The following is a 26141-nucleotide window of genomic DNA, read 5'->3' on the forward strand; positions in this document are numbered from 1 at the left end:
CAGGGTCCTTTGGGGCCGGTCTTGCGAGGCCGCAAAGCCCGTCCCAATGCTTCTTCAAGACCGGCAAGAAAAGCCTCGTCGCCAAGCGGCCACCCCGTCCTCTCGTGACGTCGCAACGCTTCGGCATCCTCGTCTGAGATGCCCTGAGCAAGGTATCCCCGCCAATCTCCGAACATCTCCAACAACGGCCCGACCCGCACCAACCGGTCGTCACGCCCCGCAAGACGAAAGGGACGAAAGGTGCCAGGCACTCAAGTTATCAAGTTATTCCCTCTTCCGGAGGTCAAAAACCGCAGCGGCGGTGAGGCTGATGTTCTCCCCGATCTCTTTCAGTGTGTACTCTTCTTCCAATGCAGCCTCGATGTAGCACCTCTTATAAAGAGTAAGGCGCCTTGCACGTGAGCCGCCCTTGATAAGCTGATAGTCTGCCGCACTGACACCGGTACCCGCGAGAATAACATCCAGCGGCTTCCTTTCCGCTACCTCGATCCTTGGTCGAATAGTTATTGAGAAGCTATCCTCCCCTATAACGTTCCGGTCCTCATAATCGGTGTCATCCTCTTGGGCCATTAGCTCTTGATACTTGTCTAACGCTTTTGATCGATCATCCGCCAGGCAATCCAGGACTGTATCAATATCGACCGGCCAGCCCTGTTGCCGTCGATAATAGTTGTCACTGCTATACGCATAGTCGGTTGCGGTATGCGATATCCCCGCCGCCACGGGATTGCGGTGAATGTACCTGAGGACGGCGAAGAGATAGCGTTCGTCCTGGACTAGGATCGCCTTGTACCGTCCCTGAAAAACATGTCCCCGACCGCTGGTGCTTCATATTGAAGTACCGGGCAAAATTACCGTTGATCCGGTGCATGATTTTGTTCAAGGGTTTGCGCTCCGTCTTCAGCAGAAGATGATAGTGATTGCCCATGACAACGTAACCAAAGAGTCTGAATCCCAGACTCCTTCTGCATTCGTCCATTTGCCTGAGAAGATACTCTTTGTCAAGATCATCAGCAAAGATGTGCTCTTTGTTGTTGCCTCGCTGAATGACGTGGTAAACTGCTCCCTCGTACTCAATCCTCGGCCTTCTGCCCATAAGAAAACCTCCCGCTTAATCGCAACAGGAGGTTGCTTCCATATTTGCATAACTTAATAACTTGAGTGCCTGGCACGGTTATACGTTTAGGGTTATCCCTTTCAGTCCCCTATTCGTCGGGTCGATGGGTGAAACACCGATGGACATCCTGCTGCACCCCCACTTCGTAGCCTTTCAGTCCCCTATTCGTCGGGTCGATGGGTGAAACGCCGGCCGGCTGGATCGGCCGGGTGAACCCCTGTCGGCTTTCAGTCCCCTATTCGTCGGGTCGATGGGTGAAACGCTTGAACATGGCTCAAGCAAGATGACTGGAAAATTGAGCTTTCAGTCCCCTATTCGTCGGGTCGATGGGTGAAACTCGCCTGACGACCGCGGAAGCGGGCCGGGCAACCGGCTTTCAGTCCCCTATTCGTCGGGTCGATGGGTGAAACAGTGCTCCCCAGCTCCCTGGGCAAGCATCTGGATGCGCTTTCAGTCCCCTATTCGTCGGGTCGATGGGTGAAACTCGCCTGCAGGTCGTTGAGCCCCCGGAGCTTCTCGACCACTTTCAGTCCCCTATTCGTCGGGTCGATGGGTGAAACCAGGGCGATGCCGGCCACCGCCAATGGTGTTAACGTCACTTTCAGTCCCCTATTCGTCGGGTCGATGGGTGAAACACGAGCGGCTGGACCACGAGATTGACCGCCTGCTGCGCTTTCAGTCCCCTATTCGTCGGGTCGATGGGTGAAACCGCTGAGCTGTTGCCGGTGCCAGGCCGGGCCGTCTACCACTTTCAGTCCCCTATTCGTCGGGTCGATGGGTGAAACCCGGGGAAATTTTATTTCCGCAAGGCCTTCGAGCAGACTTTCAGTCCCCTATTCGTCGGGTCGATGGGTGAAACATCTGGTCATACTCCGCTCCCTCGGCGCTGATAATGGCCCTTTCAGTCCCCTATTCGTCGGGTCGATGGGTGAAACCCGGCGTCGGCGGTGAGGCAATCTTCATCCAGTCCGCTTTCAGTCCCCTATTCGTCGGGTCGATGGGTGAAACCACACTTCCTGTACTTCGTTGGCCTCCAGAGCGTGCTCTTTCAGTCCCCTATTCGTCGGGTCGATGGGTGAAACCTCGACACGGACGTAACCGCTCGGGTTCTTGAGCGCCCTTTCAGTCCCCTATTCGTCGGGTCGATGGGTGAAACCCGAACCCGGCGCCGCACTTACCGCCGATGTACGGCGCCCTTTCAGTCCCCTATTCGTCGGGTCGATGGGTGAAACCTGTTCGATAAGTCCCGCGAGTTCCTTATACGGATCCCTCTTTCAGTCCCCTATTCGTCGGGTCGATGGGTGAAACTCACTTGTGCAGCGTAGCTCTTCCCGCCCAATACGTCTACCCTTTCAGTCCCCTATTCGTCGGGTCGATGGGTGAAACCCGCTCAGCTTTGGCCGCGGCCCCTCGGGCCTGTTCCTCTTTCAGTCCCCTATTCGTCGGGTCGATGGGTGAAACGGTCACTGGATCGACAATATGGTCCAGCCACTCAGTCTTTCAGTCCCCTATTCGTCGGGTCGATGGGTGAAACAGGGCCATTACGGCCACCCGGTCCCCGGCCCGGAGGTCTTTCAGTCCCCTATTCGTCGGGTCGATGGGTGAAACGCGGCCCTTGCGATAGCCGGAAAGGGCGAGTTCAAGGCCTTTCAGTCCCCTATTCGTCGGGTCGATGGGTGAAACAAAAAGAAAAGGCGCGGCTTGCGGCTGAATACCAGGAGCTTTCAGTCCCCTATTCGTCGGGTCGATGGGTGAAACACACTCCCGCGACGTGGACCGACCCGGTGGCCCCCACTTTCAGTCCCCTATTCGTCGGGTCGATGGGTGAAACCATACGCTTTTCGGCTGGCGGTACCCGTTCGAACCCCTTTCAGTCCCCTATTCGTCGGGTCGATGGGTGAAACATAGGCAGGCGCCGCGGACGGAGGTTTTGATTACCGAGCTTTCAGTCCCCTATTCGTCGGGTCGATGGGTGAAACCCGAACGGCCTGCGTAAAACCAGCGGGGCAAATTCGCCTTTCAGTCCCCTATTCGTCGGGTCGATGGGTGAAACCGCGCCGGGCCACCGCCGGGTACTCGTCCGGTGTGATCTTTCAGTCCCCTATTCGTCGGGTCGATGGGTGAAACCCGCTTTCCCAATGTGCGGCTGTGGGCTTAGCAGGCTTTCAGTCCCCTATTCGTCGGGTCGATGGGTGAAACCGAGATTGCCGCCCTTGGCGCGACAATGGTGTCGGCCTTTCAGTCCCCTATTCGTCGGGTCGATGGGTGAAACTTGGCCTGCACCAGTGCCTTACCCTGCACCTCCAAGCCTTTCAGTCCCCTATTCGTCGGGTCGATGGGTGAAACGCGGCCGGGCCCCCTGGACGATGGACGACTACACCGTCTTTCAGTCCCCTATTCGTCGGGTCGATGGGTGAAACTTACCTGGATAACGTAGACAGGCACCGGATGGCAACTTTCAGTCCCCTATTCGTCGGGTCGATGGGTGAAACCACTTCAAGGTCAAGACCTATAACCAATCGGTGACCCCTTTCAGTCCCCTATTCGTCGGGTCGATGGGTGAAACCTGCTCGAAGATGGCGGGATCCCCGGGCCGGAGATCTTCTTTCAGTCCCCTATTCGTCGGGTCGATGGGTGAAACCACACATCGTAATAAAGCATGCGCCTGAAGTATGTCCCTTTCAGTCCCCTATTCGTCGGGTCGATGGGTGAAACTGTGAAGGTTTACCTCAATTAGACTGTTCATCTCTTCGCCTTTCAGTCCCCTATTCGTCGGGTCGATGGGTGAAACTCTGTTTTGGATGTTGCTAAACCGTGTTGCTAATTATCTTTCAGTCCCCTATTCGTCGGGTCGATGGGTGAAACCAAGGTGATTAGTAAAGGCGGCGGCCTGACCATCCCGGCTTTCAGTCCCCTATTCGTCGGGTCGATGGGTGAAACTGTAGGGGTGGCGCTGGATGAGTGAGTACATCTCCCCTTTCAGTCCCCTATTCGTCGGGTCGATGGGTGAAACTCATCAGCTTATGCTGGCGGACGAGCTATCTAAGGCCTTTCAGTCCCCTATTCGTCGGGTCGATGGGTGAAACAGACCCCGGCGGCCTAAAGAAAAGCCAGGCAGTGCAAGGCTTTGCGCTCTCGTTTCTGTTGTCCAGCAATGTCGATTCTTCGAAAATGGCTACGCTGCACAAAAACCCCCCTCATTTGCGAAATAACCCGAGGATTCTAAAACCCTTGCTGCACTTAGTAATCGCCCACATCCTCAATAGGAGCAACGACCGAAATCACCATTCGGCCGCCCACCAAAACATACGATTTGCGAAAATCACCCGCGACAGATCCCGCAGCAAATTTCAGCCCCCTATTCTTAGCCGGCACACCTCATAACAGTAGCATTTGTCCGGACACTCATCCGGAAGTCCGGGGTCGATTTCTTCGTAGATCATCCGCATCCGGTCGTCCCTGGCCTCGATAAACCACTGGCGCAGCTCGTCGTCGATAATGTGGATGTCCTTGCGCATCACCAGCCGGCCGTTGCGTATCTCGGCGTAAACCACGCAGCCCAGGTTTACCGGGAATTCGTAGATAGCCTCCATCGCCAGGGCATACCCCGTGGTCTGCAACCGGTGGAACTTGTGCTGTTCGCCGAATTTCAAATCCAGAATCAACGGCTCGCAAAAGCTGAGGGCATCGGCGCTGAGGTTGGAGCTTAACCCCAGGAACGAACCGTCCAGTTTCTGTTCAACCACCACGGGGATGGCCAGGTTCACCAGGGAGTCCTCGCTGATATACGGTTGCTTGACCAGACACTCCTGAATGCGCGCGATGACCCGCGCCTTCTCGAAATCCGCGACAACCCCGGCCTCTAAGCTCAGCCTTTCCTTGTCTTCGGGCGTCAGGCCTTTGGTGTATGGTTCGACATCCAGACCCGGCAATTCCTGCAGTTCCCGGACAATGCTGTGGTGTTTGGCAACACCATGATGATAAATGAGACGTTTGGCGTTGACCAGCACGTGCACCATTGCCGCATGCAGAGCCGTGCCGCGCAGCATGGCCGGACCGGCCGGCGGCCGGATGCCGCGCACGCGCCGCAAGTAGAGGTCCCGGGCCGTCGGGCAGTAACCGGAGGCCACTTCCGAAACACCGAGCCGCAGCTCATAGATCGGGGCCAGCGGCGGCTGGTGCCAGTTCCACCCCCGGAGCTCTTCGGCCACGCCCTGTTCCCGGGCCTTGGGCAAAAGCCCGCGCACCAGAAACTTCCGTTCCTCGTCGGTGAAGAAATACATCACACCACATCCCCGCAGTAGTTCCGGTATTCGCAGTCCCGGCACCTTCCGGTACGGGCGGGAGGCGGCGGGAACAGCTCCCGTTCGACCATGTGCCGCAAGCGGGCGATGACCCGCCGTACAAAAAGGCGGGCATTGGAGGTGATGTCCACCGGGTATACCCGGCGTCCCGGCAGGAAATACAAGAAACCCGTGCGCACCGGCTTATTGTAGGCGTCCTCCAGCAGCATCGCGTAACTCACCAGCTGGTACTTATGGTTCAAGCCGGGGGGCGCCGCAGAGTTCTTAACCTCCACGGGGAAATACCCGGCAGGCGTCACGAGATGCAGGTCCAGGGTCCCCTCCAGGCCCAGGCGTTCCGAGTACAAGCGGGTGCGGAAGCGGCGCTCCCCTTTATCCAAACCGTAGGCGGTGAGTTTGCGGCGGCGCTCAAGGCGCTCGAACTCCAGGTGTTCTTCCTTGCCATAAGCCATCTTGGCGGTAGTCTTGCGGTCGACCGGAACCACATAGGTGTAGTACACGATGCGCGGACAATAGAAATACTGTTTGATGTCGCCGACTTTGAAGATCATCCCGCCTTGGCCTTCTTCCCGCCGGCTCTTCTCGCCTTGGCCAGGTGGTAATCCACGACCGCCTCGTCGCTCATCCCGTCCGTCGCACCAAAGACCTCAATCTCCCTCTTGAGGCGCAGGTCTTTGTCACAAACGGGGCAGATCATAATCTTGCCCTCGTGTCTTCCCAGCGTGCGCGTGAGGCGGGCGACCAACTCCTCCCGCAGGTTATGGTTAAGGTCGCCGAAGAAAGCTGAATACTGGATGTGCGCCAGCCCGTAATCCTTGCAGGCCTCCATCACTTTCTTGCGGATGCGGTCGGAGACGATGTCGTAGATGACCAGCGTCTGCACTCTACCAACCCCCCACGAAGGGGCGGTAGTTGCCGTCGCCCCGCAGGTAACCCGCCAAACGCCTGGCCTGCCGCTGAATGATCGACTTCAGCCGGTGTTTCTTGCCCTCATAGTTCTCTTCCGCGTCCAGCCGCTCCATTACGCGCCGGCGCAGGTCGCGCAGCGTCTCCGCCGCCAGGCGGTCCTCTTCCATGGCAATCTCGGCGCCCTTGCTGACCATGGCCACAATGATCCTGTCCACGACCTGGGCGCGGAACTCCTCGACGAGGTCCAGCACCAGGCTGGGCTTACCCGGCCGGTCGGTGTGCAAAAAGCCCGCGAACGGGTCGAGACCGGCCAGCAGCACCGCGCTCCACACCTGGTTGTACAAAATGCCGTAGCCGTAATTCAAGGCGGAGTTGACCGGGTCGGTCGCCCCGCGCCGCTCCCGGCCGGGAAAATCGGCCTTCCCTTCCAGGAGCAGCCCGATACCCTGCCAGTAGTGGTGGGCTGCCCGTCCCTCCACGGCCAGGAGCTGCCCCCGGACCTGGTCCACCGAAGCCCCTTCGATACCGGCCAGGTCGGCCCTGGCCTTATCCAGCTGCGTCAGCACGGCGGAAAGAGCCTGATACTTGGCGGTATCGCTGGCGCGCCTGTACTTGCCGAAATACTTCAGTACATTGGCCTGGTTTTTGATCTTGCCTTCGACGAAAGCTTTGCTTAAGCCGACTCCCCGCTCGTCCAGGTAGGCCAAAAGCTGCTGGCGCCGGGTTTGGGCCGTTCCGACCAGGTTGGGCGATGTCAGCTTTGCGTAAGGCCTGCCAGAGAAAGACAGAAAGCTGATCTGGATACCGTACTCGCTGCATTCGTGAATGACGTCGGACGACAGAGAGATCCCGTTGCTGGCGATCGTGATCTGTTCGATGTCGCGAAAAGGCGTCTCGCTGATTACCTGGCCCTTCTGTTTGATCAGCAACCGCTCGCTCTTCTTGCCCAGGGAAACGCCGAAGTCCTCAACGACAAGATGCACTGGTAAGCCACACCTCCCGCCACAATACTTGTATGGTGAGGTGTATTTTACCAGCATTTGACGGCAGACCGCAATATTTGGGCGAAACTAGTGGTTTTTCGGCAAAATTAGTGGTTATGCGACACTAGTTCATTTCAGCTGTCCCAGCCCCAGAACATCCCGCAGATATGCCCGCGCATGGGGGAGGCATGGTAAGCAAAATACGACGGGACATAGTTCAGCACGCGAACGTCGACCGGGAAGCGCAAAGCCATTTCCAGCTCAACGCCCACCGCCATCTCGTAGTCCAGGGCCTTATCTTTCACCACCGCCGCGGGATTGACGTATACGGTCACGCCCAGGTCGTTGAGTCGGGACGCTCCAGCGCCGAACCGTGCAGGTAGGCGAAAACAATCTCCGGACGCTCCTGCAGCTTCGCAGCCAAGAACTCAAGAGCCTGATGGATGTCAAGGTTGCCTGACATCGTACTACTCCTCATTCCCAAGGTATTGTCCAAGCGCTTCGATGAACTCATCAAAATCCCTGAGACTACTGCTTAAAAAGTAATGGACTCCATCCTAACACCCTACACACCTGAAATGCGTATAGTGCTTGCTGCTTGATGAATACCGGTAGGGTAGCAAGGTTGGAATCAAGACGCGAAAGGTACCCAATCCTGATGGTTTAGTAGAATACGTGTTGATCCGGTCAAATCCATCCCTGTCTCGTACAAGCGCTTCACCGAAGTCGTCTAGATAGTTAGTAGCCCTGTAGCCCCCGCCGACGATATCGGCTTCACTTTCCGGGCAACTATAGCCTTTAGGCAATCTACCTTTATGATACTCCGCCCCTAAGAACTGCATAAACGAGCCCCGCTTTCCAAGGTAGTTAACCCTGGCCGCTACTTTTTTCAAGTCGTCAATTTCATCATCCGTTAGACCATCAACTACCAGCGCGATTTTCAGTTGACCAGCGTAGAAACAGAATTCGCGATAGGCAATTGTCGGGGCGTAAATACCCTTAGCAGCTCCGCGCTCCTCTTGTTTGATTTTGATGAACGTATTCTGGACCACACAATCTCTTGGAGGCCCAATCCGAATCTGGCGCCCCTTAATCAAGTCAAACACCCATCTCGCCTTGGCGACCGCTGTCTCCCCTTCATACATCCTAAAACAAGCGTCGATAAGCGCCAACTTCACAGCGTAGGGAGTGGGAACCAGCAGAGTCTTACCGCCCTTGTTGGTGGCGTGGGTCATACGTAAGGAGAACAGGCTCGTTGGTTCGTAACGCAGAATCAGCCAAGAACTGTCGGCGTGATTAGCCACCCTAATCCCCCCAGGGTTCAACAGCTTTAATAATCTCACTCATTACTCTGCTGTAATCTCCAAGCCCTTCAAACCGGCTGATCTGTATATGTTCCGCGTCGAATAGGCTGTTCAAATTACGAGTTATCACCTCGATCTCCCGGTCATAGCCCTTCTTCAAGGCGCTTACCGTCGGCGCAGGCAAAGAACTTGCAGAGGTAGCTACAACCCCACGAAAATCTACAATGTGAGGATGCTGGGTGTTCCTATGTGCACCCGTCGGTTTGATAAACGTGTAAAGTACGCTTCTTAAGAGGGCCTGTACCCGCTTTTTCCTTTCCTCGCTACCAAGATCGTACTCGAGCGTTATGTCGTTGCGCCCAACCCGGTACAGATCAACATTAAGGACCACGGCGTACTGACCGCTCGATGCCGGGCGGTGGAAAAGGTTTTGGCCGAGGTTCTGTTCGGACCCTGATCCTGCGCCACGACCTTCTGGGACATATTTAGCATGAATGTATGCTTCGGTACGCGTGTTCTCAGGACGGCCCACGACCCACCCAAACTCGATGCATGACTTTCGCGCCAAGGATTTTGAACCGGCCCAGCCGGTAAGGAGGATACCTTCGCAGTCGTCGATGACGCAAGCCTTAAGCACTTGGCTAAGATTGTATGAGTCCATCTTGCCGTTCTTCTTGGCTTCGGCATATTCCTTGCTCTTCTCTACTTGTGCAGCTAAGTCAAAATCTCGGGCGATACGGTTGGCGTCAAACTGGGAGCATCCAGCACATAACGGAAGCCCGGTCAGTTTTGCCTCCTGGAAAAGGTGCTCAGCCTGGATATGCTTAAACATATCCCCGGAAATTGCATTAACAGTCTGCAAGTTTCCGCTTTCATCCACGATTTCAACCATACGGGTCATCATGGTGTTTCCTTCAGAGCCCTCGTTGTTTAGGGCGTGAAGATTTAAAGTAACAACACCCGATATCGCAAGTGAATGCAGCCTCATCTAAGTCCCTCCTCAGTCTTCCTGAAAATTGTCGTCAGGAGAATCTGCCTTGGCTGTCTTGGCGTAACCATAGGCTAACAGAAGCATACCTACCAATTCCGCACCACGTTTGTCAATTAGTTCAATAATTTCATCCAGATGTTGAGTCTTTACTTTGTGGTGTTTGGGAACGCCACCATCCATTTTTTCGCTTTCCCAATTATATTCCTGGACAAATTCGCACAGCGCGGCCACAAACTCTTCCTTACCCGCTTTCATTTTTTGTTTCCACTTCTGTGCCAACCCAAAGCGGACCTCACGCCGCGGTGACTGCTTCTTCTGCTGCGATGCTATGGCATACACCGTCGCCGATCTGATAGCCATAGCGATACTGTTGAAGCCCTCTGTTCCAGTGATATCTTGCATCTGGTACCCCCTCCCCGTAATTGTGTCCAACCCAATTGTGGTCATAGCTCTCGCCCACTCGTTTTGCCCCCATTGCCCTACTAGATGCAGGGCAAACCGGTAGCAGAACTCCAGAAAATCCATAAGGTCGCCTGTCATCAGCCACTTGCGGTATTGCTGCAACGCCGGAACATCCCCCGAACGATCCTCGCGGAGGGAACGCAGACAGCCTGTGACTCCGTCGCGCTGCTTATCGCCGATGTGCTCACGGATGACTGCGATAAAGGCATTGGCATCGTCCCGATCGTTAATGGGGAACCAGGACGGTAACGTAGTAAACGAGTAGTTCATCAGAGCCGCCGCCGTCCCGAGACTCTGAAAATAAGCCTGGTGCAACCCGCGAATAACCTCCGCCGGTCTCCTCCTGTGAAGAGCAATGCTGTTCCCCAGCACGTCCGAATGCTGAATCAGCAACTGTGTAAGATACAAAGCCGCCTCAATATCCAGGCGGATACCACCCCAAAGGTTACGCTGCAGAAGCTCTCCGCGTAGGGTTTCAAGTTGGCTTAACCTAATGTCCGCCGGTTCGATAACAAACACCTTGAAGTCACTATCCTGCCTATAGGGGAGCATTGCGCGGTAGGCTCCACGGAACTTTAACCACTCGGCGAAAGGATCAAGCACCTTGTCCGAGATACTGCCGGGCGTTGTCGAGTCCGGCTTGGGCCGATGCACACCCTTGCCGGAGATCGGGTTGAAGACTTGGCTATTACTCACGGCGGGGGCATCTATTTCCTCAGAGACGACCACTCCAAGGTTCTTGGCTATCCATAAGGACGTGCGCTCAGGATCTTCCATAAGCCAAAGGTAGAGTTGCTTGTCGGATGACCAGCCTTTACGCATCGACGCCAAAAACAGTGCCATCCCGTACTCGGTCGCTGGTTGAGGCGGTTCGACGAGGCCTTGTTCGGCAAGCACACGCATAACGGCATCTCGTTTCTTGCCGGTGGCCCGGCGGAAGTCCTTTAGTTGGTCAGCGCGCTCCTTCTCTCTTTCGTAATCAAGGACGTTGCCCGGCGGCCGTTCGCCATCAGTCTTGAGATATATAAAAGGGTATCCCGGGCTGATCGGCGGCCATTGCTCAAAAGGAGGTAGCTCGCTGGTGTCTAAAAGGAAGCGGTCGCCACAATCCTGCACCTGCACGCCTTTACCCGTGATTTCCTCAAGGAGACTGGCTAGGCCTACCGCACGTAGCGTATCGGCATAGGTCATAGTATACTTGGGAACCTCAAATCTCACTCTCTCCCTCCTTTCGCGCTGCCTGCCTGATCAGCCAGACGCAACAAACGGACGATGTACCAATAGAGGGGCAGCCATTCTTGATCTTCTTCACGCGATGCCGCGAGCAATTCCTTGGAAAACTCACCACCTTTCCCGAAATCAATATCTGTAGGCCGGTCGCGCAAACCGTCGATCTGCGGGAGTTGTGAAGCCGCCAACAGATCATTGATTGTAGAAGAAGCATCAGGTATTAGCTTAAAGCGTCCCAATGTTTTGGCGTGGCCTTTATGGTGGCGCGCAATAGCCGTGAGTACAGAGGCCGCAACGCCGCCACATTCCGTAAAAACGTTATAAAGATAATCGTGAGAAGCATAGGCACCTTCAAGCGCATGGTTCGGTCGTTTCGGAAACCTACACAGTTCGTGCCAGTCTTTTTCCGGGTCGTAGTCGGAGTGAGCGAGAGATTCATCAGGTAATCGGCCGGTCTTAAATTTCTGCCAGGCCCGAACCGGCTGCTGCCACTCTTCGGAAAGCTTACCAACATCGTGAAAGATAATAGCAAGCCGTTCAGCAATCTTGATCGTCTCTTGTCGGATGCCAAGGCCCTGTACCAAAAACTGCCGCGCACAAGCACATCTTGTACTTAACTCTTCCATCTCTTTCAGTACAGTCTGGACATGCTGGACCATTGTTTCGCAATGATAACGATAGCGCTGTTGAGCATTTCGCGGGATGTAGCGAAACGGTATCTCTTGTCCGGCCTCGCCCAATCTTAGCCCAAGATCAGGGATATAGCAGGCATAGACAGGGTTGATGACAACCAGCCATGCCAAGGGCGGGTCCGCAACAAACCGTTCCCAACGGAAGCGGAGACCCATGTCGCCCTCGCTATCGTCATCCGGCGGCCGGGGTACGGCTATCACCCAGGTATTCTTATCCTGGGGTTTAGTGTGTTTTAGAAAACCACGCAAGGTCGTGACAGGCACGGAGAGCATTTCAGGCCAGCGATCAGGCAGATCAAAACGTATCGCTTCCGGATCCGACGTGACCAGAATGTTGATGCTGTTGACATCACGAATCAGTTCCTCTGCCGCGGTCGCTAGAAGCCCATCCATCGCCCGGTTCGTCTTCTTCCGCCAAACGCCAAGGTTAAACCGCCTCAGGATTTCGCTCTCAACCGAGCCGTGAACAGCATTCACAACCTCCCGTTCTATGGCCGCAGAAAACACTTTCTCAGACAACGGAGCCAACACGGCTAGGGTTCGCTCCACTTCCTTACACGAATAGGGCGCCGGATCATCAACCGGGTAAACTTTGACTGTACCTTTCCCACCGTAGCGGGCGCAGCGTCCTGCACGCTGGATTAAGCTGTTTGCCGGCGCTAGTTCAGTGTGGATGCAATCGACAGAGAAATCCATGCCTGCTTCAACAACCTGGGTGCTGACAAGGATGAAATTCTCTGGAAGATCCTGACTTAGTTTACCAAGCCGGGCAATAACCTGTTTCTCTTTGTCCACCCTATCTTCACGATAAAACCGTGAATGTAGCAGGCAGACATTGATATCATTGGGCTTAACTCGCAGCAACTCTTTGTAGAAATCCTGTGCTCGGTTTACCGTGTTGGTTAAAACCAAGGTCCGGTGATGCCCACCGGTCAAATGGTAATCTACAACTTTTTGTGCAGTTAGCGGTTCTCTCTCGATCAACCACATACGTTGGGTAGCACCGTGCTTCTTTCCGCCGTCGATTTGCGCGATTTCAGCATCACCGGGGTCAACCACAACGGCGTTCAAGCGTTGGGCCAACCACGTTACCGCCTGGTCTGACAGAGTTGCCGTCATCAGCACAAACCTGCAGTAGGGCCGCAGGCGGTCAAGCATTTCAATGGCGGTTAACATTGAGCGCTCGGGGTCAAGCAGGTGAAACTCATCGAAGACGACAAGACTTCCGACCAAGGCGCCGGCATTCATATTTGCCAAACGCGGATTAAGCGATACCGGAGTCAGTAAGTAGGAAGAAAGCAACTGGTCAATCGTTGTGAAGATGATGTCTCCCAAGAAAAACGGGTCGTTCTGTCGCTCCCCGGTCTGGAGCGTAATTGTAAGCTGGCCTGTTTTGTTTTCGCCAGGCTCATCACTGACTGACCAGCCCGCGTTGGAACAAGACGCCAGGGTCGAAGCGTGAAGCTGTGACGCCAAGGACCTTAACGGCAAAGCATATAAGACCCTATCACTGATGGGTTCACCAACATGCCTTGAATAAAGGAAGGGAAGAAGCGCCGCCCACGTCTTGCCTCCACCGGTTGGCGCACGAAGGATAACACTCCGCCCGTCCAATAACTCGTTCGCTGTCCGAAACTGAAAGTCGTACAGCGAAAGCGTCGGGTCGGCCATAAGTTTACGGAAGAGCCGATTGAGCTCGTCGAATAGGCTCATTCTGCCTGCGACCTCCAAGCATATATAAGGAAAGTTGGCATATTCTCTAACTAATTGAGAGCCAAGACCAAGCAAGTCATTGAAAGAAGTACAATTGCTAGACTTAAGAGAAGGGATATAGCTTTCACGCTTCACCACACCCTAATCAGATTCTTGAAGATATCTATATGTAAAAAGGTGTGGGATGTGCCTGTCCATGCCGTGATATTCTGCCGTGATATTCTAGGATATGGTCATTGTCCAGTCCTCATTTTCTTTGTAACCATTCCGTTACTAAATAAGGAGACTGAAAGAATCTAAGTCTTGAAGTCATCTCATTTGACCCGATGAATAGGGGACAACCTTAATCAGGCTTTGCCAGCAAATTGACCTAACAGAATTACCCTACCCTTCGCCCCTCCCGCATTCCCTTTCCGACATCTGCCCGGCCAGCCAGAGACCCAGGAAAAGGCTCAGCAGAGGGGACGGGCCCGAACCGGTCTGTGGCGTATGTGAAGGCGTCCGGCCGCTTTCACCGAAGGATGTCGCCAGCATCCCTATGGTCATCAGCACCGCCCCCGTGCCCGTCAAACACATCCAAAACGCAAACGGCAGGCCGAACAGGGAGTGAAAGATCGCTGCCGGGATGGCGGCGAGGCCGAGGGCCAGGCCGAAAAGAACGGCGATACAGGCAGGGAGTCCGATCAGGATTAACAGCATGACGAGGATGAGCGGTGGAAAAACGACGGCTGAAACGGCTGCGGCGATGGAGTAGAAGATGACCTTGCCGACGGCACGCACAAGTCGCGGGACCAAGAGCAATCCTCCCAAGATTTACGGGGTCAGACGGCCTGATTGTATGCTCCGATCAATAAACCTCCCCGCGGACATAAGCTGTCAACGTACAAAAAATTTTTTTGGGCGGTTCAGAATCGGCGGTTAAACGTGCGCTCTTCAAAGCCTGACCACGTACTTGCCCAGCCCGAAGACGGCGCCCTTGCCGACATGCAGGTGCTCCCCGAGAAGGATCAGCGGCAGGAACTCCATTAAGTCTCCCTCATAGACCACGGACCCGGCGAGGCCGCCCAGGGCGATCCGCGTGTCCTGCCGCGCCGAGTAGCGCTCCCAGTCGACCCAGCAGGTGGACGACTGTGCGGTGTTGACGGCCTGGGCCCGGGCGATCAGGCCGGCGAAGTCGGCCTGCCATTCCCAGCCATGATGGAAATAGGCCAGGGACGAAAGCCGGCGCAGGAGCCCGCGGACCAGGATGTGGAAGTCCGGGCGGTTCGCCCAGCGGTCGTGGTGTTTTAGACGCGTGGGAGTGAGGAATTCGAGTTCGATGCGGGTGCATTCGCCGGCCCGGTGGGCACGTTCGAGGATGTCGGCGCCGGTGATGTTGGCTGGGGCAGGGCGTACCGTGCGGTCGTCGGAGCGAAAGACGGTGAAGACAGCTCCATCCGGGCCAAGGGCCTGCACTTCCCGCAACTGACACGGACGGCGGCCTTTGCCGAGTCCTTCCCGGCCGAGCTCGTCCAGGCAGACGATAAAATAGGGCAGGTAGTTGACCGCTCGCCCGATGAGGACAAGACCAAAGGTCAATTGTTCGCCTGGTCCATATTCGGTCTTGGTTTCCAGGGGTGGTTCGATGATAAAGGGCCGCGGCACGGCCTCGAGGTTCTTCAGGACCCGGGTGTCTCCCGGCGGCGAGGTTTCGAAGACGTAGGCGTAGGGGCAAGCTTCCTTAAGCATGCAGCCCCGGCAGTCGCCACGGCGCTGGGCGCAGGCGATGCGCCGGAAGATCCGGCCGAAGCCGCCGCGCAGGGTCGAGCCCTTGTAAGGCGGCAGCAGGAGGCCCCGCTCCCCGGCCTCCAGGACGACCCGGTAGCGGGCGAAAGAGAAGTCCTTGAGTTGGGCAAAGTCCGATGCGGACAAACCCGGAACACTTCCCTGCTTTTGCTAATGGATACAGTTATTCGACAAAAAACCAGGGAACTCCTGCTTGCAATGGCATATTATGCTATTCCCGGTCATCATCCTCTTCTTCTTCATGCGTTCCCGGCTCAGCAAGCTCGGTAACGCTGAGCAAAGGTTCCTCGCCATAGAGGTATTTGAGGTGAGTGCATCATTCCTGAATAGCCCAAAAGGAGTCGCGGGCTTTTCAGCGAAAAAGTTGCAACGACAAGCAATTGTCCTTGGTATCGGATAAAATGGTAAGGCAAGACCCGCAAGAAGGGATGCGAAGACTTGATAACAGCACGTTTGGAGCAATATCCGGACGGCTATAAGTGGCGCGCGCTGGCGGCGGTAGGCGTCGGCAACTTCATGGCCCCGCTGATGGGCAGCATTGTAAACATCGCGCTGCCCGACATTACTTCGTACTTTAAGGTCGGCCTGCCCACGGCCGAATGGGTGGTCATGGCCTTTCTCCTGGTCATCAGCAGTCTTTTGCTGACTTACGGCCGCCTGGGCGACATGCTCGGCCACAAGCCGGTCTACGTCACCGGGTTCGCCGTATTTACCGTGGGTTCGGCTCTGTGCGGGTTCGCCACGAGTATTGAAATGCTGATCGCTTTTCGCATCCTCCAGGGGATCGGCGCCGGGATGGTGATGGCCATCGGGCCGGCGATCATTACCGCGGCCTTTCCTCCTCGTGAACGGGGCAAGGTCCTAGGCATCATGGGCATGATCGTCGCCGCCGCCCTGGCCGCCGGACCGGCTCTGGGCGGGCTCCTGGTCGGTTACTTCGGTTGGCGGGCCGTTTTCCTGCTGACGGTGCCCATCGGGCTCTTCGGCACGCTGTGGGCGGCTTACATCCTGGCCTGGAAGAGAGAACCATCCCGGCAGACCTTCGACTTCCTCGGCGCGGGCCTCTTTTCCGCCGGGCTGACCCTTTTGCTTCTTGTCTTGAGCAAAGGGCAAGAATGGGGCTGGGACTCGTTCCGGAGCCTCGTTTTCCTGGCTGCGGCCGCGGCCGCACTGGCGTTGTTCATCCGCGTCGAGCTGAAAGTCCCCCAGCCCATGCTGGACCTGTCGCTCTTCAGAAACAGGCTCTTTTCGGCGGCCAACGCCTCGGCCCTCTTAAACTTTATGGCCCAGTTCTCGGTATTCTTCCTCTTCCCCTTCTACCTTCTCGATGTCCGGCATCTGCCGGCGCAGCAGGCGGGTCTATTGATGATGGTCGGCCCGCTCGTCGTGGTTTTTCTCGCCCCGGTCAGCGGCACGCTGTCGGACCGCATCGGCTCGCGCCTTTTGAGCTCCACCGGTATGGCGCTGATCACGGTAAGCCTGTTCCTGCTCAGCCGGATCGGGCTTACAACACCGCTGCCGACAGTGGCTTTAAGCCTGGGGGTCCTGGGCCTCGGCGTAGGGCTGTTTCAGTCGCCCAACAACAGCGCCATCATGGGCTCGGTGCCACGGCACCGCCTGGGGATCGCCTCCGGGATGCTGGCAACCATGCGTAATGTCGGCATGGTTTTGGGCATCGCGGTGGCGGGAGCGGTATTCGCCGCCCGGCACGCCGCCCACCTTGCCGCGCTGGAAAAGTCCGGCCTGGCGGGAGAAACGCTGTCCGCCCGGTCGTTCACCTACGCGATGCACGACGCCTTCCTCGTCGGAGCGTTCCTTGCCCTGCTGGGTGTGGTGACGTCGCTGGTCAGAGGCGATGACCGGTCGTCCGCCGTCTCCGGTCCGCCATCCGAAAGCGGCCACTCCGGAGAGCGGCCGGGAGCGGCTGCACCTATCCGGCCTGATTGTGACAAAAATCTGGCGGAACGTCAAAGGACCTAAACGGAAAACTCTCAGTCAAGCCCCTTGTCCCCGGCAAGGGGCTTGGTATGTGACCGGCGAAAGTTTCTTTTTCAGAAACCGAAACTTTTTGCGCCGGACAGGTTAATAGATAGTTGAAGCCCCAAAGGAGGAGACCGGTGGACACCAACGCGGACCACAACCTGATCCTGCGCTGCCGCGAGGGCGACGACGAAGCCTGCCGGCTCTTGCTGGCCCGCTACGAAGCCTATGTCTACCGGCTCTGCTACCGCTTCGCCGGGACGCGCGAGGATGCCCTGGACCTGACCCAGGAAGCGCTTTGGAAGGCGCTGGTCGGTCTGGACGGGTTTCAGCTCAACCGGCCTTTCCAGCCGTGGCTGCGGAAGGTCACGGTGAACGTCTGCCTGGACGCCCTGCGCCGCACGCAGCCTAAGACCGTTTCGCTCGACCAGCCCATAGCCGAGGACCTGGTGCTGGGAGACACCCTGGCGGACAGGACACAAGACCCCGCCGCCGTTGCCGAATGGCGCGATGCGCGCGAGATCCTGCAGGAGGCGGTAAGCCGGCTGCCGCCCCAATACCGCCTGGTGCTCGTGCTGCGGCACCAGGAGGGGCTGAGCTATGAGGAGATAGCACAGACCGCCGGCCTGCCGCTGGGTACGGTCAAGACGCACCTGTTTCGCGCGCGCCGGCAGCTTCGGCAGGCGCTGGTCGGGGTCTACGGATGGGAGGAATAGCGTTGCCGTGTGATTTTGCCGCCCTCCAGGCCTTTCTGGACGGGGAACTGAACGAGAAGGATGCCGGCGCCGTGCGGCGCCACCTGGCCGCATGCCCGGCCTGCCGCCGGGAGCTGTCCCGCCTCAAGCTGCTGTGGCTGGAGCTGGAACAGCCGCAAGACGTCGACCTGCCGCCGGAACTGCCTTTCCTGCGCCAGCAGGTGGTCGCCCGCGCCGGAACAGCCAGGAAGAAAGCGGAGCGCGCGGCCGGACCGGGCCTGTGGGAGGCGCAGAGGCTGGCCTGGCAGCCCGTCCTGGCTGCCGCCTCTTACGTGCCGGGTTCCCGCCAACTAGGAAGGCTGGCCCGGACGACGGGGCGGGGGCTCCCGAAGCTGGTGCGGGGCGGATTGGCCGTGGCCGGGGCTCTGTCCCGGAAGGGGCGCGGCAAGAAATGAGCTGGATGGCAGCGGCAGCCATTTTAACCTTCATCCTTCTGCCGTTATTGTTGCTGAGCGTCCCGTTGACTTTCCAGGCGCGGGGGCGGTTCGGAACGGAGGATCGCTCGGTGCAGTGCGAGGCGGCCTGGACCGGGGGTTTAGTCGCCGCAAGCATCGCCGCCTCCGGAGGGAAGCCTTCCTTCACCCTGCGCCTGGCGGGACTGCCCATCCCCGTCCCGCACGGCAAACCGGGGGTTGGAGTCAAGAAAAAGCAAAGGGAACCCCGAAAGCAGAAACACAGCGGCAAACGACAGGGCTTTCCCCTTACTAAAACCTTGGCCCTGCTGAACCAAAGCCTGCTCTCCGTGCTGCTCAGCTACCTGCGGAAGCTGGTCCGGGCGCTTAACCTGCACCTTGAACTGAACGGTGTCTACGGCACGGACGACCCGGCCCTGACCGGGGCCCTGGCCGGGTTGGTGGCTATCCTCCCCAGGGGGCGGCTGAAACTCGACCTGGAGCCGGACTTTACCGGCTCCGTCCTGGACGTGTCCGGCACCGTCCGTGCGCGTATCGTCCCGATTGTAATCTTGTGGCTTACGGCCCGCCTCTTGCTGACCGGGCCGGTCCGCAGGCTGTGGTGGCCGAAAGTTTTGAAAGTCTTTAAGAAAGGTCAAAGAATAAAGGAGGTTGCACAACATGTTTAAAGAAGACGTGGAGGCTTTGGTATCCCGCCTGGAAAACCTGATTTCAACGAAGACGGTGGTCGGTGAGCCCATCGTCAGCGGCAGCGTTACGGTCGTTCCCATCCTGACCGCGACCCTGGGGTTCGGCGTCGGCAGCGGCGAGGGGCACGACGACAAGCACCAGGGCGGCAAGGGCAGCGGCGGCGGAGCTGGGATGAAGCTCTTCCCTACAGCGCTCCTGGTCATCCAGGGCGACAACGTGCAGGTGTACTCGCTCGCCCACAAGGGCACCCTGGAAAAGCTGGCCGGGATGATCCCCGAGGTGCTCAGCAAGTTCAAGCCTCAGGAAGAGGGAGAGTAACAACGTAAGTCCCGCTAAACCGGTAAGCCCCTTTCTTCTTGGAAGGGGCTTAGTATTTTTTTGTTAGATACTTGACTTAGTCAACTATTGGTGCTATGTTCCGGACAAGGAGGTTTTGCCAATGACCAGTTGCCCGGCTGACTCGACGATCGCCCGCGTGCGCAGGTTCAACAGGTTTTACACGAGAATTCTCGGTCTGCTGGACCGTCATATCCTTGACAGCCCTTTTTCCCTGACCGAAGCCCGCGTGCTTTTCGAGATCGCCAACACCAGGGGTTGCACTGCCACCAAGCTAATCGAGCTCTTAGAAATCGACCCCGGGTATCTCAGCAGAATGCTCAAGAAGTTTGAGAAGCAAAACCTTATTTTTAAGGAGAAATCCGCTAGCGATGGGAGGTTTCATTTTCTTCATCTAACCAAAAAAGGAAGGGACGTCCTTGCCAAACTCAATGAGAGCGCGGATCGGCAAATCGCCAAGCTGATCGGCTCCCTGTCCGGAGACCGGCAGGCAGCGCTGGTAAAAAGCATGGCAAGAATAGAAGCCGTTTTGTCGGGCCAACCCGACAGTTCCATTGACAGTTCGGTGACCATCCGCACGCACCGGCCGGGCGACATAGGTTACGTCGCCTACCGGCACGGGGTCTTGTACGCCAAAGAGTACGGGTTTGACCTGACTTTTGACTATTACGTCGCCCGGGGCTTGGTTGAGTTTTTGGAGAACTACGACAGTGTAACCGACCGTTTGTGGCTGGCGGAGTATGACGGTCAAATCGTCGGCTCCATCGCTATCGTCGGAAGGGGCGGCAACACGGCCCAGCTCCGCTGGTTCCTGGTCGAGCCCGGCTTCCGGGGCCGGGGTGTGGGCAGGAGACTGATGGCAGAGGCTATGAACTTTTGCCGGGAAAGACAGTTCGCCAAGGTCTTTCTCTGGACCTTCGACGCCTTACACGCGGCGCGGCATCTTTACCAGAGCTTTGGCTTTCAGCTAACCGATAGGAAAGAGCACGACGTATGGGGGCGGCATTTGGTCGAGGAACGATGGGACCTCGACCTGGGAAGGGCTTAAGGTCCTTAGAGCCGGACTGAGGAGTTGACAGCCGGTAAGCAGCGGACATATACTTGTCACAACAATTTTTGGAGAAGAGGAGCGTTAGTTTTGGCCGCAAACCCCCACAGTTCGCCTGCTGTACCCGACGGAACCCCGCAAAAGCGCCCTTCCCTCTGGACGCGGGATTTCGCCCTCGTCTGCCTGTTCAACCTCGCGATCTTTATCAGCTTTCAGATGCTCATGCCGACCATCCCCGTTTACGTCGACCGTTTGGGCGGAAACCAGGCCGTCATCGGCCTGGTCACCGGGATCTTCACCGTTTCCTCCGTCGCGCTCCGCCCCTGGACAGGCCTGGGGCTGGACCGGTACGGGCGGCGGGGCATCTGGCTGGCCGGGACACTGGTCTTCGTGCTGGCCGTCGCCGGCTACAACTGGGCCCTTTCCATCGCTCTTTTGATGATGCTGCGCGTCGTGCACGGCGCCGGCTGGGGCATCCTGACCGTCTCGGCGGCCACGGCGGCCACCGATCTCGTTCCGCCTCCCCGGCGGGGCGAAGGGATGGGCTTTTTCGGCCTGGGCGCCAACCTTGGGATGGCCGTGGGGCTGGCTGACAGTCTTGCCGCGTTCCTGGGGGCGGCGGTCGTCGGCGGCCTGGGCTTCGGATCGCTGCACCCGGCCCTGCAGGCCCTGGCCGTCGCGACTTGCGCGCCCACCCGGCGCGGGGCCGCGCAGGCGACCTTCACCGCGTCCTTCGACCTGGGCATAGGCGTTGGAGCCGTGGCTCTGGGCCTGCTGGCGCAGTTCACCGGCTACGGCGGGATGTTTTTGGCCTCGGCGGGCATGGCCTTGGCCGGGCTCGTGACCTACCTCGCGGTCGGCGTGGACAGCATGCCCGCCGGAAAGAGGAACGTTCCGCCAAGCTGAAAGGGGATGGCCGGTCATTCCGGCCGGTAAGCACCGGGGGGATAGACATACGGCTGCGGCGGGGGTTCGATCGCATCCACCGCGGTGACTTTTAGGATCGTCAGCGGCCTCTGCATGTAAACACCTTCCTCGAGCGTCCCCTCGACCCTGACCCAGGCGCCTTCCGCGACGGGACAGCCATCCTCGGACTCGCAAATCAGGCCGACGGGAACGGCGTCGGCGGCGCAGCAGATGAGCAACAGGCGTGTCACGGCGAACTGGTTGTCCCGCATCCCCTTGTCCCGGTGCACCATGCCGCTGATAACGACCCTCTTGCCCAGGTGCCGCGCCGGGTTGTCGTGCGTGATCTCCTTTAAGGCGGCGGCGAAGTTCTCTTCGCGTATTTCGATGACGCCCTCAGCGTCGTTGCGAGAAAACCTTTCCGCCTCCGCCCCGCCGTATTCCCCCGCCGGTGCGACGGTCAGCCCGCGTTTTTCGATGGTCTGTGCGCCCAGGTAACCGACGGGGAGCACGGCGCTGACCAGCACCGGGCTCAGAATGAGCAAAAGGCCCGCGATACTCCAAGCATTGAGCTTTTCGGGCTTCGTAAACCGCCGGCACTGGAACAGGGCCAGGAAAAACAGCGCCCCCGCCGCCAGCGAAACGGCCGGGAAGAAACGCGGGTGCACCAGGGCGGCAACCATCCCGGAGTCCGCGAGCCCGTCGACCCACCAGGCCAGAACCAAGAGCGCCAGGCACCGCAGAACGGCCATAGCGTTAAACATGCGCCGTCGCCTCCCCCGCCAGGATGTTGACCAGCCAAGCCGCGGCTAAAACCGCGACGGTCACGACGACGATCAGGGTCGTCACGAACCGGCCCTTGAAAACGCTGTATAAGAGAAAGGTGTTTTTTAGGTCCAGCATCGGGCCGTAGACCAGGAAGGCCAGCAGCGCCCCCGCCTTGAAGTAGTAGTTGAAGGCCGCCGCCACAAAGGCGTCGGCCTCGGAACAAAGGGAGACCACGTAGCCGAAGAACATCATGGCCGCCACCGACGTCAGGTCGCCCTGCCCGACGGCGAGCAGCGTCTCCCGGGCCAAGACGGTACGCAGCAACGCCGCCAGAAAGACGCCGACCACCAAGTACTTCCCCACTTCGATCAGCTCGTCGCCGGCGTGCAGCATTACGTCGCCGCACTTCCCGAGCAGACCCGGCCGGCCGCTCCCCTGGCAGGAGGCGCCGTGGTGGTGACCGCAGGCGCAGGCCGCCGGCAGGACGTAGATCCCGCCGCGCAGCGGGTTTCCCGCATAGAAGGTACGAAAAAAGGCGCCGGCGGCCAGGGCGATCAGCATGCCGAGACCCGCCCGCAGGAAGGTTATGGCGAAATTGTCGGGAAAGGCGTAGTAGGTCGAAGCCAGTACGATCGGGTTGACGATGGGGGCCGCCAGCAGAAAGGCAACCCCGGCGTAGACGGGCGCCCCCTTGCGGATGAGTCCCCGGACGATGGGAACGATGCCGCATTCGCAGATGGGCAGCAAAAAGCCCGCCGACACGGCGACCGCCAGGGCGGACCGGGAACGGGAGGCGAAAAGCCGGGCGATGAAATCATCGGGCACGAATACCGCAACCACCGCCGAAATCAGCGTACCCAAGAGCAAGAAAGGCAAGGCTTCCACAAAGATGCTTATAAAAACGACCGCAAACTCCGCCAATCAGTTTTTCCTCCCGGACGCGCCGCCTTCCCGGTTCAAGAGTAATCCCGCCGCGACAGCGGTTATCGGTATGGCTATAATCAATCCTATGCTGCCGGCCAGGGCCCGTACAACCTCGGTGGCGATCAAGTCCAAATTGATCACCTTGACCAGCGGGGTCCGGTAGGCCATGAGCACGAGCATAAGGGGGATAGCCGCGCCGGTGTAGGCCAGAATGAGGGTGTTGGCCATCGTGCCCATGATGTCCCGGCCGACGTTCATTCCCGCCTGCACAAGGCGTATCAGGCTGATCGCCGGGTTGACCTTCTTGATTTCGTCCATGGCGGAGGCGATGGACATGCCCACGTCCATCACCGCGCCCAGGGCGCCGATGATGATACCCGCAAACAACAGGCCCTTGATGTCGAAGTCCACTCCCTGGGGGATGTACATCAGCATGGCGGCTTCTTCCTCGCTGAAGCCGGTGAGGTGCGCCGCATGGCCGACCGCCAGGGCCAGCACCCCCGCCAGGACGACCCCGCCCGTCGTGCCGATGACGGCGGCCAACGACTTCTTCGTCCACCCCCCGATAATCACAAAGGTCACCGCCGTCACCGCCGCGGCGACCAGCACGGTCACGGCGATGGGGTTGTGGCCTTTGAGCAACAGGGGCAGTAGCACGGTGGCGATGGCGACGCCGGTAATACCGAGCGCCACAATGGACTTAGCCCCTTTTATCCCGCCCAGAGCCGCCAGCAGGACCACAAAGGCCACCGCCAGATACACCAGGTGGCGCTCCCTCACGTAATCCGCGATATAGGCGTCGACGATCTCGCCCCCGCTCGCTTGCACCTGCAGCAACACCTCGTCGCCCCTCTTGAAGACCATGTCGTAGGCGAGATGCCCGGTGCCGGTGTTGACGACCGACAGCACCCGCCCTTTGAACGGGCCGTCAAGGATCTCGACGGTGACGTTCTGTGTCTCCTTGATAAAACCGTCCGTTTGCTGTTCCAGAGACGGGACGCTCTCCACTTCGGCGACATCCACGACCCTGGCCCGGAAGACCTCGCCCTCGTCGATGTCCTGCGACCCGTCCTGCGCCCACCCTGCGGGACACCAAACCAGCGCCGCGATCAACAGCAAAATCACCAGTCTGAACCCCATACGCCGCTCCTTTCCCTCCTTCTAAATCTCAAACGAAACCTAAACTACAGGCGGTTTGAACCTCATCTGCCAATACGACAATGTTTTTCCTTGACTTAGCATAGCACAGGTAGTATCAGTGTAGTTAGGAATATTATTATTTAGTAGGAGGAATCCTATGCTCACCCGGATCAGGATCACAACCCTGGTGGCGCTTTTGGCGGTAGTGCTTGCGGCCGCGGCCGGCTGCGGATCGACCGAGCAGCCGGGACCGAGAGCCGGCACGGAGAAGGATAAAATCATCGTCGCGGCGTCGATCTTCCCGCTCGCCGACATTACGAAGCAAATCGCCGGGGACAGGGCGGACGTCATTACAGTCCTGCCGCCGGGCGCCAGTCCCCATACCTTTGAGCCCACCCCCGACCAGGTAAAGAGGCTGAGCAACGCTTCCCTGCTCATTCAAATAGGCGCGAACCTCGACGATTGGGCGGCCAAAGCCGTCACCTCCGCCGCCCCCAGCGTGACCGTCATCAAGGTCGCGGACGGAGTAAAGCTGCTTGAGCCGGCCGAGGAAGAGCACCACCACGAAGGTCACGAAGGAACCGAAGGCCAGGAGAAACATGAGGAGCAAGCCGAAGAAACCAGGCATCATCACCACGGCGGTCCCAACCCCCACATCTGGCTCGACCCGGTGATCGCCCGCGACCGTATCGTCCCCGCCGTCACCGAAGGGCTCTGCAAGGTCGACCCCGAAGGCGCGGAAATTTACCGGCAAAACGCCCGCAAGTACCAGGACGAGCTGACCGCCCTCGACCAGGAAGTCCGGCAGCAAACCGTGCCGCTGACGAACCGCAGCTTCATTTCCTTCCACAACGCATGGACCTACTACGCCGCGAGGTACGGGCTGAAAGAGGCCGCCGTCATCGAACAGTTCCCCGGCCAGGAACCGCCCGCGAAGTGGCTGGCCGAAGTTGTGGAAACCGCCCGGAAGACGGGAGCCAAAACCGTCTTCGCCGAGCCCCAGCTGAGCAGCAAGGCGGCCGAGGTCATCGCCGCGGAGTTCGGCGGCAAGGTGCTGATCCTGGACCCGCTGGGCGACCCGGGGCTGCCCGACCGGGACGGCTACCTCAAGCTGATCCGGTATAACACGGCGGTATTGGTCCAGGGCCTGAAATAGCGCAGCATTATCGTGGGTATAAGGTAAGGCCGTTCGCTGTAAATAGCAAACGGCCGCAGCGAAAGTCCGAGGCCGGGAACAACAATCCGGCCTCTTGTTTTTAGAAAGTCAGCATCTTGTCGGCGCGGGCGATGAGATCCAGGAACTCTTTCATATTGGACAGGGGGGCCAGCTCGCAGGTGACGTTGTGTCGTTGCAGGCATTTGCCGCAGGCGATGATTTTCCCGCCGTTTTTTACAAACTCCGCTGCCTGTCCAAAAACGTCGTAGGCATCGCTGTCGATGTCCTCAAACTTCACGCCGTCCCCGATCAGGAAAACCTCCACCGCGTGCCCGTTGACCAAAGCGGCGTTCCCGAAACGGAAACAGTCAAAAGCTTTTTGCGCGTCAGAACCCTGCAGCATGACTCCAATCAGCACAATTGTGCACCTCCTCCACATTGCCGCTGCTTTTCTCACACCTTAGCATGCAAGACAGCACGTTGGCAATCCGCTGTTTTCACTCAGCTTGCGGATGGGACAAGCCCAGGGATAGCG

The 26141-nt window shown here is 58.2% G+C and carries 27 protein-coding genes and 1 CRISPR repeat array; of the genes, 8 read left to right on the forward strand and 19 right to left on the reverse strand.

Annotated features, from left to right (window positions below; translation table 11 throughout):
- From ACUM6F_RS09760 to cas6, 15 genes are all read right to left on the reverse strand, one after another.
- A partial coding sequence (locus ACUM6F_RS09760) for a hypothetical protein (RefSeq protein WP_445349104.1) occupies nt 1-251 on the reverse strand: 251 nt, incomplete at its 3' end.
- 13 nt (nt 252-264) lie between these two features.
- Entirely contained in the window at nt 265-570 is a 306-nt protein-coding gene (locus ACUM6F_RS09765) for a hypothetical protein (RefSeq protein WP_445349105.1), read from the reverse strand.
- 109 nt (nt 571-679) lie between these two features.
- A complete protein-coding gene (locus ACUM6F_RS09770; protein ID WP_445349106.1) occupies nt 680-1096 on the reverse strand; it encodes a transposase in 417 nt (138 codons plus the stop codon).
- Between the two features lie 98 nt (nt 1097-1194).
- A CRISPR array of direct repeats spans nt 1195-4203; the repeat unit is 37 nt; unit sequence CTTTCAGTCCCCTATTCGTCGGGTCGATGGGTGAAAC.
- A gap of 264 nt (nt 4204-4467) precedes the next feature.
- Nucleotides 4468-5400: a type I-A CRISPR-associated protein Cas4/Csa1 gene (gene cas4a / locus ACUM6F_RS09775; RefSeq protein ID WP_445349107.1), complete on the reverse strand. Its 933-nt coding sequence runs from the start codon at nt 5398-5400 to the stop codon at nt 4468-4470.
- On the reverse strand, nt 5400-5972 hold the full coding sequence (gene cas4, locus ACUM6F_RS09780) for a CRISPR-associated protein Cas4 (RefSeq protein WP_445349108.1): 573 nt from the start codon (nt 5970-5972) through the stop codon (nt 5400-5402). Before cas4 ends, cas4a begins: the two co-directional genes overlap by 1 nt.
- Nucleotides 5969-6304 carry a CRISPR-associated endonuclease Cas2 gene (gene cas2, locus ACUM6F_RS09785; RefSeq protein WP_425620818.1) on the reverse strand — a complete coding sequence of 112 codons (336 nt, stop codon included), beginning with the start codon at nt 6302-6304 and terminating at the stop codon, nt 5969-5971. Before cas2 ends, cas4 begins: the two co-directional genes overlap by 4 nt.
- Before the next feature lies 1 nt (nt 6305).
- Nucleotides 6306-7313 (reverse strand): CRISPR-associated endonuclease Cas1, encoded by a 1008-nt coding sequence (gene cas1 / locus ACUM6F_RS09790; RefSeq protein ID WP_445349109.1) that lies wholly within the window; start codon nt 7311-7313, stop codon nt 6306-6308.
- Nucleotides 7314-7447: 134 nt separating this feature from the next.
- Complete coding sequence (locus ACUM6F_RS09795) at nt 7448-7648, reverse strand: hypothetical protein (protein ID WP_445349110.1); 201 nt, start codon at nt 7646-7648, stop codon at nt 7448-7450.
- Complete coding sequence (locus tag ACUM6F_RS09800) at nt 7645-7776, reverse strand: hypothetical protein (RefSeq protein WP_445349111.1); 132 nt, start codon at nt 7774-7776, stop codon at nt 7645-7647. The genes ACUM6F_RS09795 and ACUM6F_RS09800 overlap by 4 nt, the downstream gene beginning before the upstream one ends.
- Before the next feature lie 94 nt (nt 7777-7870).
- The gene (locus tag ACUM6F_RS09805) at nt 7871-8617 is read right to left on the reverse strand and encodes a hypothetical protein (protein WP_445349112.1); all 747 of its coding nucleotides are present in this window, start codon (nt 8615-8617) and stop codon (nt 7871-7873) included.
- Between the two features lies 1 nt (nt 8618).
- Entirely contained in the window at nt 8619-9605 is a 987-nt protein-coding gene (locus ACUM6F_RS09810) for a DevR family CRISPR-associated autoregulator (protein WP_445349113.1), read from the reverse strand.
- Between the two features lie 12 nt (nt 9606-9617).
- Nucleotides 9618-11288 carry a hypothetical protein gene (locus ACUM6F_RS09815; protein WP_445349114.1) on the reverse strand — a complete coding sequence of 557 codons (1671 nt, stop codon included), beginning with the start codon at nt 11286-11288 and terminating at the stop codon, nt 9618-9620.
- Complete coding sequence (cas3, locus tag ACUM6F_RS09820; RefSeq protein ID WP_445349115.1) at nt 11285-13705, reverse strand: CRISPR-associated helicase Cas3'; 2421 nt, start codon at nt 13703-13705, stop codon at nt 11285-11287. Before cas3 ends, ACUM6F_RS09815 begins: the two co-directional genes overlap by 4 nt.
- Before the next feature lie 384 nt (nt 13706-14089).
- Nucleotides 14090-14500 (reverse strand): hypothetical protein, encoded by a 411-nt coding sequence (locus ACUM6F_RS09825; protein ID WP_445349116.1) that lies wholly within the window; start codon nt 14498-14500, stop codon nt 14090-14092.
- Between the two features lie 138 nt (nt 14501-14638).
- A complete protein-coding gene (cas6, locus tag ACUM6F_RS09830; RefSeq protein WP_445349117.1) occupies nt 14639-15616 on the reverse strand; it encodes a CRISPR system precrRNA processing endoribonuclease RAMP protein Cas6 in 978 nt (325 codons plus the stop codon).
- A 327-nt stretch (nt 15617-15943) separates the two neighbouring features.
- Between cas6 and ACUM6F_RS09835 the strand changes: the two genes are divergently transcribed.
- The 7 genes from ACUM6F_RS09835 to ACUM6F_RS09865 all read left to right on the forward strand — a co-directional run bounded on the left by ACUM6F_RS09835 (nt 15944) and on the right by ACUM6F_RS09865 (nt 21618).
- Nucleotides 15944-17470: an MFS transporter gene (locus tag ACUM6F_RS09835; protein WP_445349118.1), complete on the forward strand. Its 1527-nt coding sequence runs from the start codon at nt 15944-15946 to the stop codon at nt 17468-17470.
- 137 nt (nt 17471-17607) lie between these two features.
- Entirely contained in the window at nt 17608-18186 is a 579-nt protein-coding gene (locus ACUM6F_RS09840; protein WP_445349119.1) for an RNA polymerase sigma factor, read from the forward strand.
- 2 nt (nt 18187-18188) lie between these two features.
- On the forward strand, nt 18189-18620 hold the full coding sequence (locus ACUM6F_RS09845; protein ID WP_445349120.1) for an anti-sigma factor family protein: 432 nt from the start codon (nt 18189-18191) through the stop codon (nt 18618-18620).
- Nucleotides 18617-19306: a hypothetical protein gene (locus ACUM6F_RS09850; protein WP_425620806.1), complete on the forward strand. Its 690-nt coding sequence runs from the start codon at nt 18617-18619 to the stop codon at nt 19304-19306. The genes ACUM6F_RS09845 and ACUM6F_RS09850 overlap by 4 nt, the downstream gene beginning before the upstream one ends.
- Entirely contained in the window at nt 19299-19646 is a 348-nt protein-coding gene (locus tag ACUM6F_RS09855; RefSeq protein WP_425620805.1) for a GerW family sporulation protein, read from the forward strand. The genes ACUM6F_RS09850 and ACUM6F_RS09855 overlap by 8 nt, the downstream gene beginning before the upstream one ends.
- 121 nt (nt 19647-19767) lie before the next feature.
- Nucleotides 19768-20712, forward strand: coding sequence for a bifunctional helix-turn-helix transcriptional regulator/GNAT family N-acetyltransferase (locus ACUM6F_RS09860; protein ID WP_445349121.1), 945 nt, complete (start codon nt 19768-19770; stop codon nt 20710-20712).
- A gap of 90 nt (nt 20713-20802) precedes the next feature.
- Nucleotides 20803-21618 (forward strand): MFS transporter, encoded by an 816-nt coding sequence (locus ACUM6F_RS09865; protein ID WP_445349122.1) that lies wholly within the window; start codon nt 20803-20805, stop codon nt 21616-21618.
- A 14-nt stretch (nt 21619-21632) separates the two neighbouring features.
- Here ACUM6F_RS09865 and ACUM6F_RS09870 read toward each other — a convergent pair whose 3' ends face one another.
- From ACUM6F_RS09870 to ACUM6F_RS09880, 3 genes are read right to left on the reverse strand one after another with little or no spacing between them, the layout of a single operon-like run.
- Entirely contained in the window at nt 21633-22382 is a 750-nt protein-coding gene (locus ACUM6F_RS09870) for a TIGR03943 family putative permease subunit (protein ID WP_445349123.1), read from the reverse strand.
- Complete coding sequence (locus ACUM6F_RS09875; RefSeq protein ID WP_445349124.1) at nt 22375-23307, reverse strand: permease; 933 nt, start codon at nt 23305-23307, stop codon at nt 22375-22377. The genes ACUM6F_RS09870 and ACUM6F_RS09875 overlap by 8 nt, the downstream gene beginning before the upstream one ends.
- Nucleotides 23308-24450, reverse strand: coding sequence for a YibE/F family protein (locus ACUM6F_RS09880; RefSeq protein WP_425620800.1), 1143 nt, complete (start codon nt 24448-24450; stop codon nt 23308-23310).
- A 157-nt stretch (nt 24451-24607) separates the two neighbouring features.
- On the opposite strand from ACUM6F_RS09880, the gene ACUM6F_RS09885 reads away from it, so the two are divergent.
- Nucleotides 24608-25606 (forward strand): metal ABC transporter substrate-binding protein, encoded by a 999-nt coding sequence (locus ACUM6F_RS09885; RefSeq protein ID WP_445349125.1) that lies wholly within the window; start codon nt 24608-24610, stop codon nt 25604-25606.
- A 100-nt stretch (nt 25607-25706) separates the two neighbouring features.
- On the opposite strand, the gene ACUM6F_RS09890 is transcribed toward ACUM6F_RS09885, so the two are convergent.
- Nucleotides 25707-26024, reverse strand: a complete 318-nt coding sequence (locus tag ACUM6F_RS09890) for a DsrE family protein (protein ID WP_445349126.1) — start codon at nt 26022-26024, stop codon at nt 25707-25709.
- Nucleotides 26025-26141: the final 117 nt, after the last annotated feature.

It is taken from the genome of Desulforudis sp. DRI-14, assembly GCF_052618305.1.